Source organism: Nonomuraea candida, assembly GCF_000725485.1.
GTDB classification, from domain to species: Bacteria; Actinomycetota; Actinomycetes; order Streptosporangiales; family Streptosporangiaceae; genus Nonomuraea; species Nonomuraea candida.
In genome coordinates, this window is the sequence record NZ_KL647034.1 from 53,024 (window position 1) to 67,004 (window position 13,981).

The window sequence follows — 13,981 nt, forward strand, 5'->3', positions numbered from 1 at the left end:
CCGGCCCACATCTGGCCGCGCGGCCGGTCCATGATGATCGCCCTGCCGAACCCGGACCGCTCGTTCACCTGCACCCTGTTCTGGCCGCACGACACGCTCGCGGGCCTCGACAACCCGCGGCGGGTCAGGGCGTACTTCGCCGAGCACTATCCGGACGCGTTCGAGCTGATGCCCGACCTGGTCCCCGCCTACCGCGACAACCCGGTCGGCCACCTGGTCACCATGCGCTGCGCGCCCTGGCACGTCACCACCGGGGCCGTCTCCGTGGGGCTCGTCGGCGACGCCGCGCACGCCATCGTGCCCTTCTACGGCCAGGGCGCGAACTGCGGCTTCGAGGACTGCGTCGAGCTGGACCGCTGCCTCGACGAGGCCCGCGACGACTTCCCGAAGGCGCTGGAGCTGTTCGAGCGGCGCAAGGCCGACACCGACGTGATCGCCCGGCTGGCGCTGGAGAACTTCGTGGAGATGCGCGACAAGGTCGGCTCGCGGGCGTTCCTGGCGGGCAAGCGGCTGGAGCACGCGCTGGAGCGGATGGTGCCCGGCTACGTCTCGCGTTACGAGCTGGTGTCGTTCTCGACGACCCCGTACTCGCAGGTGGAGCGGCGTGTCAGGCGGCAGCGGCGGGCGGTGGCGGCGGCGGGCGCGGCGCTGGTGGCGCTCGGGTTGGCGGCGCGTCGCGGCCGGGCTCTGGTGCGTACGCCGCCGGCCGACTGACACTGTGTGCATGCTGTCGTACTCCAGCGCCACCGCCGGGACGCCGCTCCTGGGCGAGACCATCGGCGAGAACCTCGAACGCACCGTGGCCCGCTTCGGCGACCGGGACGCCCTCGTGGACGTGCCCACGGGCCGCAGGTGGACCTACACGCAGCTCAACGCCGACGTGGACGACCTGGCCGCGGCCCTGCTCGCCAGGGGCGTCGCCAAGGGCGACCGGGTGGGCATCTGGTCGCCCAACCGGGCCGAGTGGGTGCTCGTCCAGTACGCCACCGCCAAGGTCGGCGCGATCCTCGTCAACGTCAACCCGGCCTACCGGGCCCACGAGCTGCGCTACGTCATCGAGCAGTCCGGCATGCGGCTGCTGATCAGCGCCCTGGAGCACAAGGGCGGCGACTATCGCGCCATGGTCACCGAGACCGGCTTCGCCGACGTCGTCTATCTCGACGACCCGAGCTGGGACGCCCTGACCGCCGTCAAGGCCGATCCGGCGGCGCTGCGGGCCCGCATGGCGGAGCTGACCTTCGACGACCCGATCAACATCCAGTACACCTCCGGCACCACCGGCTTCCCCAAGGGCGCGACGCTCTCGCACCACAACATCCTCAACAACGGCTATTTCGTCGGCGAGCTGATCCACTACACCGAGCGCGACCGGGTCTGCCTGCCGGTGCCCTTCTACCACTGCTTCGGCATGGTCATGGGCAACCTGGCCGCCACCTCGCACGGCTCCTGCATCGTCATCCCGTCGCCCGGCTTCGACCCCGAGGCCGCGCTGCGGGCCGTGCAGGACGAGCGGTGCACCTCCCTGTACGGGGTGCCGACGATGTTCATCGCCGAGCTGGCCCTGGCCGCGAAGTTCGACCTGTCGTCCCTGCGGACCGGCATCATGGCCGGCTCGCCGTGCCCGGTGGAGGTGATGAAGCGCGTCGTCGGCGAGATGAACATGCGCGAGGTCGCCATCTGCTACGGCATGACCGAGACCTCACCGGTGTCCACGATGACCAGGTCCGACGACGACCTGGCGCGCAGGACCGAGACCGTGGGCCGGGTGATGCCGCACGTCGAGGTGAAGATCGTGCACCCGGAGACGCGGCTCACCGTGCCCAGGGGCGAGCCCGGCGAGCTGTGCACGCGCGGCTACTCGGTCATGCTCGGCTACTGGAACGAGCCGGACAAGACGGCCGAGGCCATCGACGCGGCGCGCTGGATGCGCACCGGCGATCTGGCCACCATGGACGACGACGGCTACGTCAACGTGGTCGGGCGGATCAAGGACCTGATCATCAGGGGCGGGGAGAACGTCTACCCGCGCGAGATCGAGGAGTTCCTCTACGGCCACCCGGACATCGCCGACGTGCAGGTCATCGGGGTGCCCGACGAGAAGTACGGCGAGGAGGTCATGGCCTGGGTCGTGATGCGGCCGGGGGCCGCGCCGCTGACGGCGGAGCGGGTGCGGGAATACTGCTCGGGCCGGCTGGCGCACTACAAGATCCCCCGGTACGTCCACGTCGTGGACGCCTTCCCGCTCACCGTCACCGGGAAGATCAGGAAGGTGGAGATGCGGGAACGGTCGGTCGAGCTGCTCGGCCTGCAGTCCGCCGCCGCCGTACGGAACGCCTGACCCCGTCCGCCCGGCGCCGCCCGCTCACCGGCCGCACGGGTGCCGTGCCCCGGGCCGTCGCGTGCGCCCTCACCGGCGAGGCCGGGACCCGGCCCCGGGTCAGGCGGCCGGGCCGTCGCGTCGGGTGGCGGTGACGAGGGCGGCGAAGCGGCCGGTGACCTCGCGCCAGACCGGCGTGGAGACCGGCTCGTCCGCCAGCGCCCGCGTGTACAGCTCGGCCGGGTCGAACCCCTCCGCCCGCCACTCCAGCACCCGCTCGGGCGGCACCTCCGGATGGAACTGCACCCCCCACGCCCGCTCGCCCACCCGGAACGCCTGGTACGGGCAGCGCCCGGTCTCGGCCAGGTGCACGGCGCCGCCGGGCAGCCGGGTGACGGCGTCCTTGTGGTGCTCGATCGCGGGCACCACCGGGGGCAGCCCGTGAAAGAGCGGGTCGGCGGCGGCCTCGGGCCTGATCGTGATCGGCAGGCTGCCGTTCTCCGGCGCGCCCGTGTCGCCGGTCACCGCCCCGCCCGCGACCTCGGCGAGCATCTGCCCGCCCAGGCAGATCCCGAACACCGGCACGCCGCCGTCGAGGGCCTGCCCCATCAGCCGCCGCGCGTCGCGCAGCCACGGGGCCCGCCCGTCGTCGCCGGGCAGGTAACCGCCGCCCAGCATGATCATGGCGTCGTGTTCGAGGCGGCCGGGCAGGGGCACGCCCTCGTGGGCGGGCACGACCTCCAGCTTGAGCCCGGCCTCCTCCAGCCACGCGCCCATCCGGCCGGGGCCGCCGCTGGCGCTGTTCTGCACGACGAGGACCTCAGCCACCGAAGCCCTCCACCCCGCGATCGGACGCGCACGCGGGCCGGCGACCGTGTCGCACGGCAGGCCCGCCGCCGGGGCGGCGCGGCGCGGCGGCGGGGCCCTGGTCACCGGGCCGCCGGCGGATCGGACGGGTCACGGCAGGTTCGCCGCTCTGGCGGTGTGGCGCAGCAGCAGGGCCGTGGTCACCGGGCCGACGCCGCCGGGCACCGGGGTGAGCGCGCCCGCCACCGGCGCGACCGCCTCGAAGTCGACGTCGCCGGTCAGCCCGCCGTCGTCGGTCGGGTTGGTGCCCACGTCGATCACCACCGCCCCCGGCGCCACGTGGCCCGGCCCGATCAGCCCGGCCCGGCCGGCGGCCGCGACCAGCACCTCGGCCTCCGAGGTGACGGCGGCCAGGTCGCGGGTGCGCGAGTGGCAGACGGTGACCGTGGCGTGCCGGTCGAGCAGCAGGTGCGCCAGCGGCTTGCCCACCACCGTGGAGCGGCCGACCACCACGGCCCGCCGCCCGGCCAGCTCGACCTCGTAGTGGTCGAGCAGCGCCAGCACGGCCGCCGCCGTGGCGGGCGGGAACGCGGGCAGCCCGGCCGCCAGCCGGCCGAGCGAGAGCGGGTTGGCCCCGTCGACGTCCTTGCGCGGCTCGATGGCCGCGGCCAGCTCCTGCGCCGAGGCGCCGGGCGGCAGCGGGGTCTGCAGCATGAGGCCGTGCACCTCGGGGTCGGCGCTCAGCCTGGCCAGCGTCGTGCCGATCCGGTCGGGGGACGCCTCGGGGCCCAGGTCGACCACGTCGCAGGCGATGCCCACGCCGGCCGCAGCCTTGGCGATCGAGCGGACATACCACAGGCTCGCCTCGTCGGCGGTGGCGACGACCACGGCCAGCCGGGGCTGACGGGTCGCCGCCGCCTCGGCCTGCGTCTGCGCCCTGATGGCGGCGGCCAGGTCTTTGCCGGTCAGCGTCTTCACGCTCTGATCTCCTCGCGTACCTCGGCGGTCACCCAGTCTGCCCTGGCGACGGCCGCGTCCACGCCGGAGACGCGGATGTTCAGCTCTTCGCGTACTCGATCGTCCTTGATGCCGCCCAGGTTGACCTCCACGTTCACCCGGGCGGTGGTGAGCGCGGCGCGGGCGGCCTCGGCGGCGGCGGCCACGTCGGTGACGACGTTGCGGTTGCCGATCGGCAGCAGCAGCTCGCACAGCTCGACCAGGCGCGTGGCGGCCTCGATCACCCGGGCGGGCGGCTCGGCCGCGCCCGCCAGCGCCCTGGCGATGGCGGCGCTGCGCTCCTCGCCCTTGGGCAGCCGGTAGGCGTCGGTGACGGCGGTGAAGGCCGCGGCGTCCTCCTCGGCCAGCTTCAGCGTCCGCGCCCGCAGGGTGTCGGTCTCGGCGATCACCGCCACGACGGTCTCGGCGTGGCCGGCGTATTTCTCCCCGGTGCTGTAGCGGGCCACCATGCCGAGCAGCGCGGCGGCCTGTGCCGCGTGCAGGGCCGCCGTGGCGCCGCCGCCGGGCGCGGGCACCCGGTCGGCCAGCTCGGACAGGAAGTCGCCGATCTTCAAGTCGCGCATGACGGCATTCTGTCAGGCGCGCGGCCGCTCACGGCCGGAACATCGGCCGCGTCGAGTCCTCGGGCCCGCTGTACGACGGCGGCCCGTACGGCGCCGGCTCGGCCTCCCAGCCCGTCTCCTGCGCCTCGTCCCGAGCGGCGGGCCGGCCCCGCCAGCGCGACGGGAACAGCGAGGCCACCACCAGCGCCACGCCGAGCACGGCCTGCAGCCCCGAGGCGGTCACCGTGGTGAAGCCCGACCTCATGACGCCGGGCAGCAGGTCGAGCGGCAGCGGCCGGGCGCCGAGCAGCTCCGCGAACGGCATGACCCCCGCGGCGGCGAGGAGCAGGCCCCCGAGCAGCGAGGCCACCGGCGACAGGCGCGAGCCGAGCAGGAAGGCCAGCACGACCGCCGTCGCGGCGAGCACGCCGACCGCGACCCAGGAGATCCGGAAGGACTGCTGGAGCTGGAGGGTGAGGTCGCCCGTGCCGTACCACAGACCGGCGGCGACGAGAGGCGGCAGGAGCAGCCCCGCGACCACTCCCAGAGCATGACGGGCACCGTTTGACATGATCAACCCCGTTTGTTTGGCTCTGTCCCAACCTACTCGGCGGAGCCCGCCCGCGCGGGACCGCCGTCGCGGCCGGGCGTTTCCGCTGGTCCCGGCCTTTGCTGTGAACCTCCTGTGAAGCCGCCCCGGGCCCTTTGCCGGGGCCGGTCGCTTGGGCATCGTGGGCCGCATGAGATCCGCGATCCTGAAGACCGCACTCAGCGCCCTGGCCGTCGTCGCGCTCGCCGCGACGCCGGCGGCGGCCCGGCCGGCCGCCCACACGGCCGCCCCCACAGCCGCCCCCGCGGCGGCGGGGCCGGCCTCCGGGGTGACCAAGGGGCCCGACACGTTCCCGCTGCCCGACGGGTTCCAGCCGGAGGGCATCGCGATCGGGGGCCGCCACGCCTATTTCGGCTCGCGCGCGACCGGTGACATCTACCGGGCCGACCTGCGTACCGGGAAGGGGGCCGTCATCAGCCAGGGGCCGGGCACGCCGTCGCTCGGGCTCAAGACCGACGGGCGGCGGTTGTTCGTGGCGGGGGGCAACGCCGGGAACGCGCGGGTGATCGACCTGCGCACCGGCGCGGTCGTCAAGTCGTACCAGCTCGCCACCGGCACGTCGTTCGTCAACGACGTCATCCTCACCCGCCGCGCCGCCTACTTCACCGACTCGGCCAACCCCGTGCTGTACAAGCTGGAGCTCGGCCGCGGCGGCGCGCTGCCGGACGAGGCCGTCAGGATCCCGCTCGGCGGCGCCATCCAGTACGCCACCGGCATCAACGCCAACGGCATCGCCCCGAGCCCCGACGGCAGGTCGCTGCTGATCGTGCAGTCGAACACCGGCAAGCTGTTCGAGGTGCACCCGTCGTCCGGCGTCACCACCGAGGTGGACCTGGGCGGCGAGTCGCTGGTCAACGGCGACGGCCTGCTGCTGCGCGGCCGCACCCTGTACGCCGTGCAGAACCGCCTCAACGCCGTCGCCGTGGTCGCCCTGGCCCGCGACGGGGCCTCGGGCGAGGTCGTCAGGCGGATCACCGACGACCGGTTCGACGTGCCCACCACGGTCGCCGCCGCCGGCCACCGCCTCTACCTGCCCAACGCCCGCTTCACCACCACCCCGGGCCCCGACACCACCTACGACGTGGTCGCCGTCAAGCCCTGACGCCTCCGCCCGCGCGTCCCCGGCCCGCCGGGGGCGCGCCGCTCACTTCTTGATCGTGTACGTGTCGCCGCAGACCTTCCGGGTCAGCGGCCGGACGCACGGGGGAGAACCTACTGCACGGGACGCAGGGCCGCGAGCTGCTGCTCGAACGGCACGACCTGCACGTCCCCCGTCCCGTTCCCTTCCGCGCGCCCGTCTCCGCGCCCGTCCTCGCGCCTGTCTCCGTGCCCTTCCGCGCGCCCGTCCTCGGGCCCTTCCGCGCGTTCGTCCCCGCGCCGGGGAGCGCGGCGCTCCAGCAGGTCGGCCAGCTCCTGCGCGGCCCGGGCGATGCGCTCGCCGAGCCCGTCGGTGAACGCGTCGCGTCCGCCGCCCCAGTCCTCCGAGGCCGCGTACACGGCGGTCGGGACGACCACCGCCCGCAGGTAGGCGAAGAGCGGGCGCAGCGCGTGCTCCAGCGCCAGCGAGTGCCTGGCCGTGCCGCCGGTGGCCGCGATCAGCACCGGCTTGCCCGTCAGCGCGTCGTTGTCGATCACGTCGAAGAAGGACTTGAACAGCCCGCTGTACGAGCCGCTGAAGATCGGGGTGACCGCGATCAGCCCGTCGGCCCCGGTCACGGCCTCGACCACCGCGCGCAGCCGGCCGGCCGGGAAGCCGGTGACGAAGTTGTTGGCGATGTCCACGGCCAGGTCGCGCAGCTCGACCACGCGGACCTCGACCCCCTCCGCCCGCCGCGCGACCGCCTCGGCGAGGCGGTCGGCGAGCAGGCGGGAGGAGGACGGCTGGGTCAGCCCCGCTGTGACGACGACGAGCTTCATGGGTCTCCTTCGGGAGGTCGGGCGCCGGAGGCCGGTGCTCGGGCGCCGGGTGCTTCAGGGTGCGGGACGGGCGTTCGGGAGCCGCCGGGTGCTTGGAACGGAGGGGCTCGGGTGCTCAGGCGCCGACGGGCGCTCCGGAGGCCTCGGCGGCGCTGACGGTGTTGTCGGCCTTCTCGCCGTTCTCGCCGTTCTTCGCGTTCTTCGCGGCGAGCAGGGAGGCGTGCGTGGGCGCGCCGGGCACCTGCGCGGGCCGGTCCTTGGCGAACTCCTTGCGCAGCACGGGCACGACCTCCTCACCGAGGATGTCGAGCTGCTCCAGCACGGTCTTCAGCGGCAGGCCCGCGTGGTCCATGAGGAAGAGCTGGCGCTGGTAGTCGCCGAAGAACTCCCGGAACTCCAGGGTCCGGTCGATGACCTGCTGCGGGCTGCCCACGGTGAGCGGGGTCTCGGCCATGAACTCCTCCAGGGAGGGGCCGTGGCCGTACACGGGGGCGTTGTCGAAGTAGGGGCGGAACTCGCGCACCGCGTCCTGGGAGTTCTTGCGCATGAACACCTGGCCGCCCAGGCCCACGATGGCCTGTTCGGGGGTGCCGTGGCCGTAGTGCGCGTACCGCTGCCGGTACAGGCCGATCAGGCGCATGAAGTGCTCCTTCGGCCAGAAGATGTTGTTGGCGAAGAAGCCGTCGCCGTAGTAGGCGGCCTGCTCGGCGATCTCGGGGCTGCGGATCGAGCCGTGCCAGACGAACGGCGGCACCCCGTCCAGCGGGCGCGGCGTGCTGGTGAAGCCCTGCAGCGGCGTGCGGAAGCGGCCCTCCCAGTCGACGACGTCCTCGCGCCAGAGCCGGTGCAGCAGCGCGTAGTTCTCGATGGCCAGTGGGATGCCCTGGCGGATGTCCTGGCCGAACCACGGATAGACCGGCCCGGTGTTGCCCCGGCCCAGCATGAGATCCACCCGGCCGTCCGCCACGTGCTGCAGCATCGCGAAGTCCTCGGCGATCTTCACCGGGTCGTTGGTGGTGATCAGCGTCGTGGCGGTGGACAGTTGCAGGCGCTCGGTCTTGGCGGCGATGTAGCCCAGCATGGTGGTGGGGGAGGACGGCACGAACGGCGGGTTGTGGTGCTCACCCGTCGCGAACACGTCGAGGCCCACCTCCTCGGCCTTGAGCGCGATCGCCAGGATCGCCTTGATGCGCTCGTGCTCCGACGGGGTCGTGCCGTTGGTGGGATCGGTGGTCACGTCACCCACGCTGAAGATTCCGAACTGCACTTTAGTCACCATCCATGACTGTTGAATCTTTGACGGCTACGGTAGCGCCGGAGCACCCCCAGATATTCCATCAGACGAACGGCTCAAGGTGAGCTGACGGTCGCTCCGATGGTCTCGGCCACCTCGGCGGGGAGCGGGTACGGGCGTTCGGGGGGCAGCAGCGGGCAGCCCACCCCGGACGCCGGTCGTCGTGGCTGAGGCAGGCGTGCGCGAGCGCCCACCCGAACCCCTCGCGGCTCAGCTCGATCGCCAGCACCCGCTCCTGACCCGGCTTGGTGGCATAGCCGCACCGGTACATCATCCACAGGAACGACGGCTTGATCCACGTCATCCGCTCCCGCTTGAAGGGCGGCACGAAGCGCTGGGCCGCGACGGCGGGGGCGGCGACGGCCGCCGCGTACGCCTGGTAGCCGGTGATCGACTCCTCGGTGTGGAAGGCACGGATCTGCCGGTAGGGCACGTTCCTGGCGTACAAGACTGGCGAACCCCGGGCGCGGCGGGCAACGGGTCAACCCAGGTCGCGCACGGCCTCCGCGAGCCGGATCCGGGCGATCTGCGGGATGGACAGGCCCCGCGCCGAGATGCCGATCGCCCACTCCGTGCCGGGCACGACCGCGCCCGCGCAGGCCACCCCGTCCCTGAACTGCCCGTGCTCCTCCACCATCTGCCCCGGCCGTAGCCGCGCCAGCTCCTCCTCGACGTCCTCGACGGTGGCGGGGGTGGCGGAGGTGAAGCGGCGCAGGCCGTACGCGGTCAGGACGGCGCGCCGGGCCCGTGACGTCAGCGACAGCAGCAGCGCCTTGCCGAGCGCGGTGGCGTGCGGAGCCGTCTCCAGCCCCGCCTGGAGGTCCTCCAGCCACGGCGAGCACGGCCCCTCGGCCACGTCCAGCACCAGCAGCCGCTCGTCGGCGAGCCGCGCCAGGTACGCGGTGTGCCCCGTGACGGAGGCCAGGTGGCGCAGCACGGCCGCGGCGCGCGGCGGCCGGTCGAAGGCGTCCAGCATCTCGTGGAAGCGCTCGGCCACCTGCGAGCCGAGCACGTAGCCGCCGTCGGGCCGCCGGTGCAGGTAGCCCTCGTAGGCCAGGGTGCGGACCAGATGGTAGGAGGTGGACAGGTTGAGGTCGCAGCGGCGGGCGATGACCTTGACGGGCAGCGGCCGGTCGGCCCGCGAGACCTCTTCCAGCACACGGAGCGCCCTGGAGACGCTGCGAATCAGATCGCTCGGTTGTTCGCCTGTCATCCCCCCAGCATGTTCGCCATCTGAAAATCGCACTCCTACCCCGACAGGCACACCCGTCCGACGATGAGGCCATGCCGGAGCTACCGCAGTGGGCCAGCCGGGCGCTGTCCGGGGTCTACGACCCGTGCTGCAAGGAGAAGGGCATCTCCGTCGTGGAGATGGGCCTGGTCAGGTCGGTCGAGGTGAACGAGGGCCGGGCCCGGGTGGAGCTGCTGCTGACCTCGGGCTGGTGCCCGTTCGCGGCCAGGGTGCTCACCGAGGTGCGCGAGCGCATCGAGGAGCAGCCCGGCATCCGCGAGGCGGAGGTCGAGGTCGTCTGGGACGAGGTGTGGACGGTGGATCGGCTCTCCCCGAGAGCCGCCCGCCTGCTGCGCTTCCTGCCTCCGCCCGCCGAGGTGCCCGACAAGGCCGCCTACGTAGAGAGGGAACGACGGTGATCGACGACTTCTTCGTGTTCGACAGCGTGGCCCACGTCTTCAACTTCGAGCCCAAGAACGCCTACGGCCCGGCCGGCCGGATGTTCTCCGACCACCTGTACGCCTTCCACACCACCCTCACCCCCGAGGGCGAGACCAAGCTGCCGCCCGAGGAGTTCCTGCGGCAGTGGACGATCGACGACATCCGGCGCATGGTGTTCGAGGAGTCCGACACCGACATGCTGGTCGCGATGCCGCTGCCGCTCACCGACCTCTACCACGACGGCCTGTCGCCCTGGCAGGAGTGCGCCGAGCTGGCCGCCCGCGACCCGGAGCGCACGGTCTTCTGGGGCTCGGTCAACCCGCTGGAGGGCCGCAGGGCGCTCGACCTGATGGAGCGCCAGGTGGGGGAGTTCAACGCGCGCGCGTTCAAGCTCTACAACGTCCGCTACGACTACGGCTCGCCCTACCCGTGGCGCATGGACGACCCCAGGGTGGCCTTCCCGATCTTCGAGAAGGCGCGGGACCTCGGGGTCGACCTGATCGGCGTGCACAAGGGCGTGCCGCTGGGCCCGCAGCCGATCGAGCACACCCAGACGTGGGACATGGACGGCGCCGCCGCCAGCTTCCCCGACCTCAACTTCGTCATCTTCCACGTCGGCCTGCCGTTCCTCGACGAGACCTGCTGGCAGCTCGTGCGCTACCCCAACCTGTACGCCGACCTGGCCGCCACCGTCAACTTCATCGTCAGGGCGCCCAGGCTGTTCGCCGAGATCATCGGCAAGCTGCTCTTCTGGTGCGGTGAAGACAAGATCATCTACGGCTCGGAGGCGCCGATCTTCCATCCGCAGTGGGCGCTGCGGGCGTTCAGGGACTTCACGATCCCGCAGGACCTGTGCGACGGGTACGGCTACCCGCAACTCACCGACCAGGCCAAGCGCAAGATCCTGGGCGAGAACCTGCTGCGGCTGCACGGCCTCACCCGCCCGTGACACTGACGCGGCCGGCGGCTGCTGGTCTTCCCGCGTCGCAGCGCTACGTCATCTTCGCCCGTGACACCTACGCGATCCCCGCCCGTGACACCTACGCGGCCGGCGGCCCCTTGCGCTTCCCGGGTCAGTGCGCGATGCGCCAGCTCTGCTCCTCCACCAGCTCCGTGCTGCGCCAGCCGTCGGCGGTGCGGCGCATGCGGTGGTGGTAGTAGCCGCCGCCGTGCAGGAAACCCTCGGTCCGCATGCCCGTCATCTCCCGCGTCGGGGCCAGAGTGTCGGTGAAGGGCGCGCTCACCCGCGCCCGCCCGTCCATGAGCTCGATGCGGGCGGCGCCGATGAGGTGCAGCCGGGCCGGCCAGTGCGCCAGCACCTCGGCCAGCCACGCCTTGACGTCGTCCCTGGTGCCCCTGATCCCGCCCGAGGAGCGGTAGTCGATCACCGCGTCCGGGCAGAACACCTCGTCGAGCAGGTCCCACTGCCCCGAGTCGATGGCGTAGGCGTAACGCGCCAGCAGGCCGGTGATCTCTAATCGGTCGGCGAGCTCCTGAGTGTCCATGTGCCGATCGTCGCGCTAAGACAGCTCGATGACCAGATCGCTCAGCGGCCGACGCCCCCGGGGGATGGCGGGCGTCCCCGGCGGAGGCGGGGCGGGATGGCCCAGCGAGATCCCGGTACGCACGCGCCACGGCTCCCGCAGCCCCGCCAGCCCGGTGGCCGCCCGGGCGTTCGCGGCGGGGAAGAACGAGGCGGGGCAGGTGCCCAGGCCCAGCTCATGGGCGGCGAGCATGAGGTTCTGGGCGGCCCGGCCGGCGTCGAACTCGGCGTCCTCGGTGCTCAGCGTGGCGTCCACGGCCAGCAGGATCGCCACGGGCGCGCCCGCCAGGTGGCCCGCGTACGCGCCGAGCCGGCTCAGCCCGCGCAGCAGGGCGCGGTCGCGTACGACGACGAACCGCCACGGCTGCCGGTTGCGCGCGGACCCCGCCCACCGGGCGGCCTCCAGGACCGCCGTCACCTGGTCGCGCGTGACGGGAGCGGCGGTGAAGAACCGCGTCGCCCGCAGGCTCTTGATCAGTTCGAGGGACATGGAGGCAGGCTATCCGCGCGACCGCGGCGACACGGCCCGAGGGCGGGCGCGCGGCCGGGCCACCCGGACCTGCCTCGCGTCACGGCCCGCGCCGGCACTCAGGTGATCACGGAGCGGGCGGCGCCCGCCGCTCTCCGGAAACCACGAAGCCCCAGCTCGACGGCCGGGGCTTGCGGAAAGGTGGTGGACGATACTGGGATTGAACCAGTGACCTCTTCCGTGTCAGGGAAGCGCTCTCCCGCTGAGCTAATCGTCCTCGCGAGGTGGCGACGGGATTTGAACCCGTGTGGACGGCTTTGCAGGCCGCTGCCTCGCCTCTCGGCCACGCCACCGAGCCGGAAGCTCCGAGCGGAAGACGGGATTCGAACCCGCGACCCTCACCTTGGCAAGGTGATGCTCTACCACTGAGCCACTTCCGCATCGACCCCGCGGCTTTCACCGCCGGGCGACGAGAGAACTCTAGCGAATCTCGGCCCAGTCCCCAAACCGGATCGCACCCGCCCAGGTCAGGTGTGGCCGCCGTTGACGGTGAGGCGCTGGCCCGTGACGAACGCGCCGCCCTCCGACGCGAGGTACGACACCGCCGCCGCCACGTCCTCCGGCGTGCCCATCCGCCCCAGCGGCACCTCGGCCCGGTAGCCGGCCTCGTCGATGCCCGCGTGCCGCTCCACCGGGATCCAGCCGGGCGCGACCACGTTCACCGTGACGCCGTACGGGCCCAGCTCCCTGGCCCACACCTCCGTGAGGGAGTGCTGGGCGGCCTTGGCGGCGGTGTAGGCGGAGGTGCCGGCGAGCCTGCGGTCCACGGTGTCGGAGCCGATCTGGATCACACGCCCGCCGCCCCGCTCCTTCATGCCGGGCAGCACCGCGCGGACGAGCAGCGTCGGGCTCTTGACGAAGAACGTGAGCTGGTCGAGGTGAGCCTGCCAGGTGAGGTCCTCGACCGCGACGGACGGCTGCGGCCCGGTCGCGTTGACGACCAGCACGTCCACCGGGCCGAGCCGCCGCGCCACGTCGGCGACCAGCTCCTCGGTGCCGGTCTCGTCGGTGACGTCGGCGGCGAACGCCTCGGCGACGCCGCCGGCGGCGCGGATGCCGTCCACCACCTTCTCCGCCCCGGCCCGGTCGGAGCGGTAGTTGACGGCCACGGCCAGGCCGTCGGCGGCCAGCCTGCGGGCGATCACGGCCCCGAGGCCGCGCGAGGCGCCGGTGATGAGGGCGACTGATGCTGCTGTCATGGGCCCCGACTGTAGCGAAGGGCCGTTCCCGCCCCGATCGGCCGGGACCGGGACGCGGGCCGGGCCCGGCCGATCGGCGCCCCGGGCCGGGGTGACACCCGGCCCGGAGGTGGTCAGCGGCTGAGTTGCAGGCCCGCCGGGTGCGGCCCCTCCGTCTCCAGCCGGTACTCCCGGCCCGAGATCGCCCGGTTGTCGTCGATGACGCGCTCCGACGGCGGCTTCTCCCCGTCCATCACCGCCGCCTGCATCCGGGTGAACCGCTCGTGCGCCTCCTGGACGTACCCCGTGCCCAGCGTCGTGCAGTCGATCTGGGTGGCGAGCAGCTCGCGCAGGTAGCCCTTGTTCGGCTCGAACGTCACCGGCGGCGGCAGCGCGGGGGCCAGCACCTGGTCGGGGTCGCGCCCGTCGAACCGCTTGAACAGCTCGGCCGCCAGCCGCAGGTGCTCCAGCTCCATGTTGAGGTGCAGCTCCCAGATGTTCTTCACCTTGGGGTCGGACTCGGTCTCCATGAACGAGTGGTAGAGGTAGCACTCG

At 72.8% G+C, this 13,981-nt stretch carries 16 protein-coding genes, 3 tRNA genes and 1 pseudogene; 5 read left to right on the forward strand and 15 right to left on the reverse strand.

Features of this window, described 5'->3' with window-relative positions; translation table 11 throughout:
• Positions 1-30: 30 nt before the first annotated feature.
• Both IO39_RS49555 and IO39_RS49560 read left to right on the forward strand, forming a co-directional pair.
• On the forward strand, positions 31-714 hold the full coding sequence (locus IO39_RS49555) for an FAD-dependent oxidoreductase (protein WP_157549945.1): 684 nt from the start codon (positions 31-33) through the stop codon (positions 712-714).
• Between the two features lie 10 nt (positions 715-724).
• Complete coding sequence (locus tag IO39_RS49560) at positions 725-2,338, forward strand: AMP-binding protein (RefSeq protein ID WP_043641166.1); 1,614 nt, start codon at positions 725-727, stop codon at positions 2,336-2,338.
• A 99-nt stretch (positions 2,339-2,437) separates the two neighbouring features.
• Here IO39_RS49560 and IO39_RS49565 read toward each other — a convergent pair whose 3' ends face one another.
• The 4 genes from IO39_RS49565 to IO39_RS49580 form a co-directional block, all read right to left on the reverse strand.
• Entirely contained in the window at positions 2,438-3,145 is a 708-nt protein-coding gene (locus IO39_RS49565; RefSeq protein ID WP_043641168.1) for a type 1 glutamine amidotransferase, read from the reverse strand.
• A gap of 129 nt (positions 3,146-3,274) precedes the next feature.
• Positions 3,275-4,102 carry a bifunctional 5,10-methylenetetrahydrofolate dehydrogenase/5,10-methenyltetrahydrofolate cyclohydrolase gene (locus tag IO39_RS49570; RefSeq protein ID WP_043641170.1) on the reverse strand — a complete coding sequence of 276 codons (828 nt, stop codon included), beginning with the start codon at positions 4,100-4,102 and terminating at the stop codon, positions 3,275-3,277.
• Positions 4,099-4,704 carry a cyclodeaminase/cyclohydrolase family protein gene (locus IO39_RS49575; protein ID WP_043641173.1) on the reverse strand — a complete coding sequence of 202 codons (606 nt, stop codon included), beginning with the start codon at positions 4,702-4,704 and terminating at the stop codon, positions 4,099-4,101. The genes IO39_RS49570 and IO39_RS49575 overlap by 4 nt, the downstream gene beginning before the upstream one ends.
• A 28-nt stretch (positions 4,705-4,732) precedes the next feature.
• On the reverse strand, positions 4,733-5,254 hold the full coding sequence (locus IO39_RS49580) for a hypothetical protein (protein WP_157549946.1): 522 nt from the start codon (positions 5,252-5,254) through the stop codon (positions 4,733-4,735).
• 169 nt (positions 5,255-5,423) lie between these two features.
• Between IO39_RS49580 and IO39_RS49585 the strand changes: the two genes are divergently transcribed.
• The gene (locus IO39_RS49585; protein ID WP_043641249.1) at positions 5,424-6,395 is read left to right on the forward strand and encodes an SMP-30/gluconolactonase/LRE family protein; all 972 of its coding nucleotides are present in this window, start codon (positions 5,424-5,426) and stop codon (positions 6,393-6,395) included.
• A 110-nt stretch (positions 6,396-6,505) separates the two neighbouring features.
• On the opposite strand, the gene IO39_RS49590 is transcribed toward IO39_RS49585, so the two are convergent.
• The 4 genes from IO39_RS49590 to IO39_RS49605 form a co-directional block, all read right to left on the reverse strand.
• A complete protein-coding gene (locus IO39_RS49590) occupies positions 6,506-7,210 on the reverse strand; it encodes an FMN reductase (RefSeq protein ID WP_084774814.1) in 705 nt (234 codons plus the stop codon).
• Between the two features lie 115 nt (positions 7,211-7,325).
• Positions 7,326-8,477: an LLM class flavin-dependent oxidoreductase gene (locus IO39_RS49595; protein ID WP_052424368.1), complete on the reverse strand. Its 1,152-nt coding sequence runs from the start codon at positions 8,475-8,477 to the stop codon at positions 7,326-7,328.
• 70 nt (positions 8,478-8,547) lie between these two features.
• Complete coding sequence (locus tag IO39_RS49600; protein ID WP_084774817.1) at positions 8,548-8,952, reverse strand: DUF4291 family protein; 405 nt, start codon at positions 8,950-8,952, stop codon at positions 8,548-8,550.
• 33 nt (positions 8,953-8,985) lie between these two features.
• Positions 8,986-9,717, reverse strand: a complete 732-nt coding sequence (locus IO39_RS49605; RefSeq protein WP_043641177.1) for an IclR family transcriptional regulator — start codon at positions 9,715-9,717, stop codon at positions 8,986-8,988.
• Between the two features lie 71 nt (positions 9,718-9,788).
• Between IO39_RS49605 and IO39_RS49610 the strand changes: the two genes are divergently transcribed.
• Positions 9,789-10,154, forward strand: a complete 366-nt coding sequence (locus tag IO39_RS49610; RefSeq protein WP_043641179.1) for a metal-sulfur cluster assembly factor — start codon at positions 9,789-9,791, stop codon at positions 10,152-10,154.
• Complete coding sequence (locus tag IO39_RS49615) at positions 10,151-11,125, forward strand: amidohydrolase family protein (RefSeq protein WP_043641182.1); 975 nt, start codon at positions 10,151-10,153, stop codon at positions 11,123-11,125. The genes IO39_RS49610 and IO39_RS49615 overlap by 4 nt, the downstream gene beginning before the upstream one ends.
• A 124-nt stretch (positions 11,126-11,249) precedes the next feature.
• On the opposite strand, the gene IO39_RS49620 is transcribed toward IO39_RS49615, so the two are convergent.
• The 7 genes and pseudogenes from IO39_RS49620 to IO39_RS58690 all read right to left on the reverse strand — a co-directional run.
• The gene (locus tag IO39_RS49620; RefSeq protein ID WP_043641184.1) at positions 11,250-11,681 is read right to left on the reverse strand and encodes a nuclear transport factor 2 family protein; all 432 of its coding nucleotides are present in this window, start codon (positions 11,679-11,681) and stop codon (positions 11,250-11,252) included.
• Positions 11,682-11,696: 15 nt separating this feature from the next.
• A complete protein-coding gene (locus IO39_RS49625; protein WP_043641187.1) occupies positions 11,697-12,209 on the reverse strand; it encodes a nitroreductase family protein in 513 nt (170 codons plus the stop codon).
• Positions 12,210-12,390: 181 nt separating this feature from the next.
• Positions 12,391-12,465, reverse strand: a tRNA-Val gene (locus tag IO39_RS49630).
• A 5-nt stretch (positions 12,466-12,470) separates the two neighbouring features.
• Positions 12,471-12,541: transfer RNA gene (locus IO39_RS49635), tRNA-Cys, on the reverse strand.
• Positions 12,542-12,556: 15 nt separating this feature from the next.
• Positions 12,557-12,628: transfer RNA gene (locus tag IO39_RS49640), tRNA-Gly, on the reverse strand.
• A gap of 87 nt (positions 12,629-12,715) precedes the next feature.
• Positions 12,716-13,447: an SDR family NAD(P)-dependent oxidoreductase gene (locus tag IO39_RS49645; RefSeq protein WP_043641189.1), complete on the reverse strand. Its 732-nt coding sequence runs from the start codon at positions 13,445-13,447 to the stop codon at positions 12,716-12,718.
• A 113-nt stretch (positions 13,448-13,560) separates the two neighbouring features.
• A pseudogene (locus IO39_RS58690) lies at positions 13,561-13,981 on the reverse strand (hypothetical protein); the annotation flags it as partial.

Bases quoted from the DNA above. Each gene is read 5' to 3' on its own strand.
- IO39_RS49580 (WP_157549946.1), bottom strand. From the start codon at position 5,254: ATGTCAAACGGTGCCCGTCATGCTCTGGGAGTGGTCGCGGGGCTGCTC.
- IO39_RS49645 (WP_043641189.1), bottom strand. From the start codon at position 13,447: ATGACAGCAGCATCAGTCGCCCTCATCACCGGCGCCTCGCGCGGCCTC.
- IO39_RS49625 (WP_043641187.1), bottom strand. From the start codon at position 12,209: ATGTCCCTCGAACTGATCAAGAGCCTGCGGGCGACGCGGTTCTTCACC.
- IO39_RS49605 (WP_043641177.1), bottom strand. From the start codon at position 9,717: ATGACAGGCGAACAACCGAGCGATCTGATTCGCAGCGTCTCCAGGGCG.
- IO39_RS49620 (WP_043641184.1), bottom strand. From the start codon at position 11,681: ATGGACACTCAGGAGCTCGCCGACCGATTAGAGATCACCGGCCTGCTG.
- IO39_RS49560 (WP_043641166.1), top strand. From the start codon at position 725: ATGCTGTCGTACTCCAGCGCCACCGCCGGGACGCCGCTCCTGGGCGAG.
- IO39_RS49585 (WP_043641249.1), top strand. From the start codon at position 5,424: ATGAGATCCGCGATCCTGAAGACCGCACTCAGCGCCCTGGCCGTCGTC.
- IO39_RS49610 (WP_043641179.1), top strand. From the start codon at position 9,789: ATGCCGGAGCTACCGCAGTGGGCCAGCCGGGCGCTGTCCGGGGTCTAC.
- IO39_RS49555 (WP_157549945.1), top strand. From the start codon at position 31: ATGATGATCGCCCTGCCGAACCCGGACCGCTCGTTCACCTGCACCCTG.
- IO39_RS49590 (WP_084774814.1), bottom strand. From the start codon at position 7,210: ATGAAGCTCGTCGTCGTCACAGCGGGGCTGACCCAGCCGTCCTCCTCC.
- IO39_RS49575 (WP_043641173.1), bottom strand. From the start codon at position 4,704: ATGCGCGACTTGAAGATCGGCGACTTCCTGTCCGAGCTGGCCGACCGG.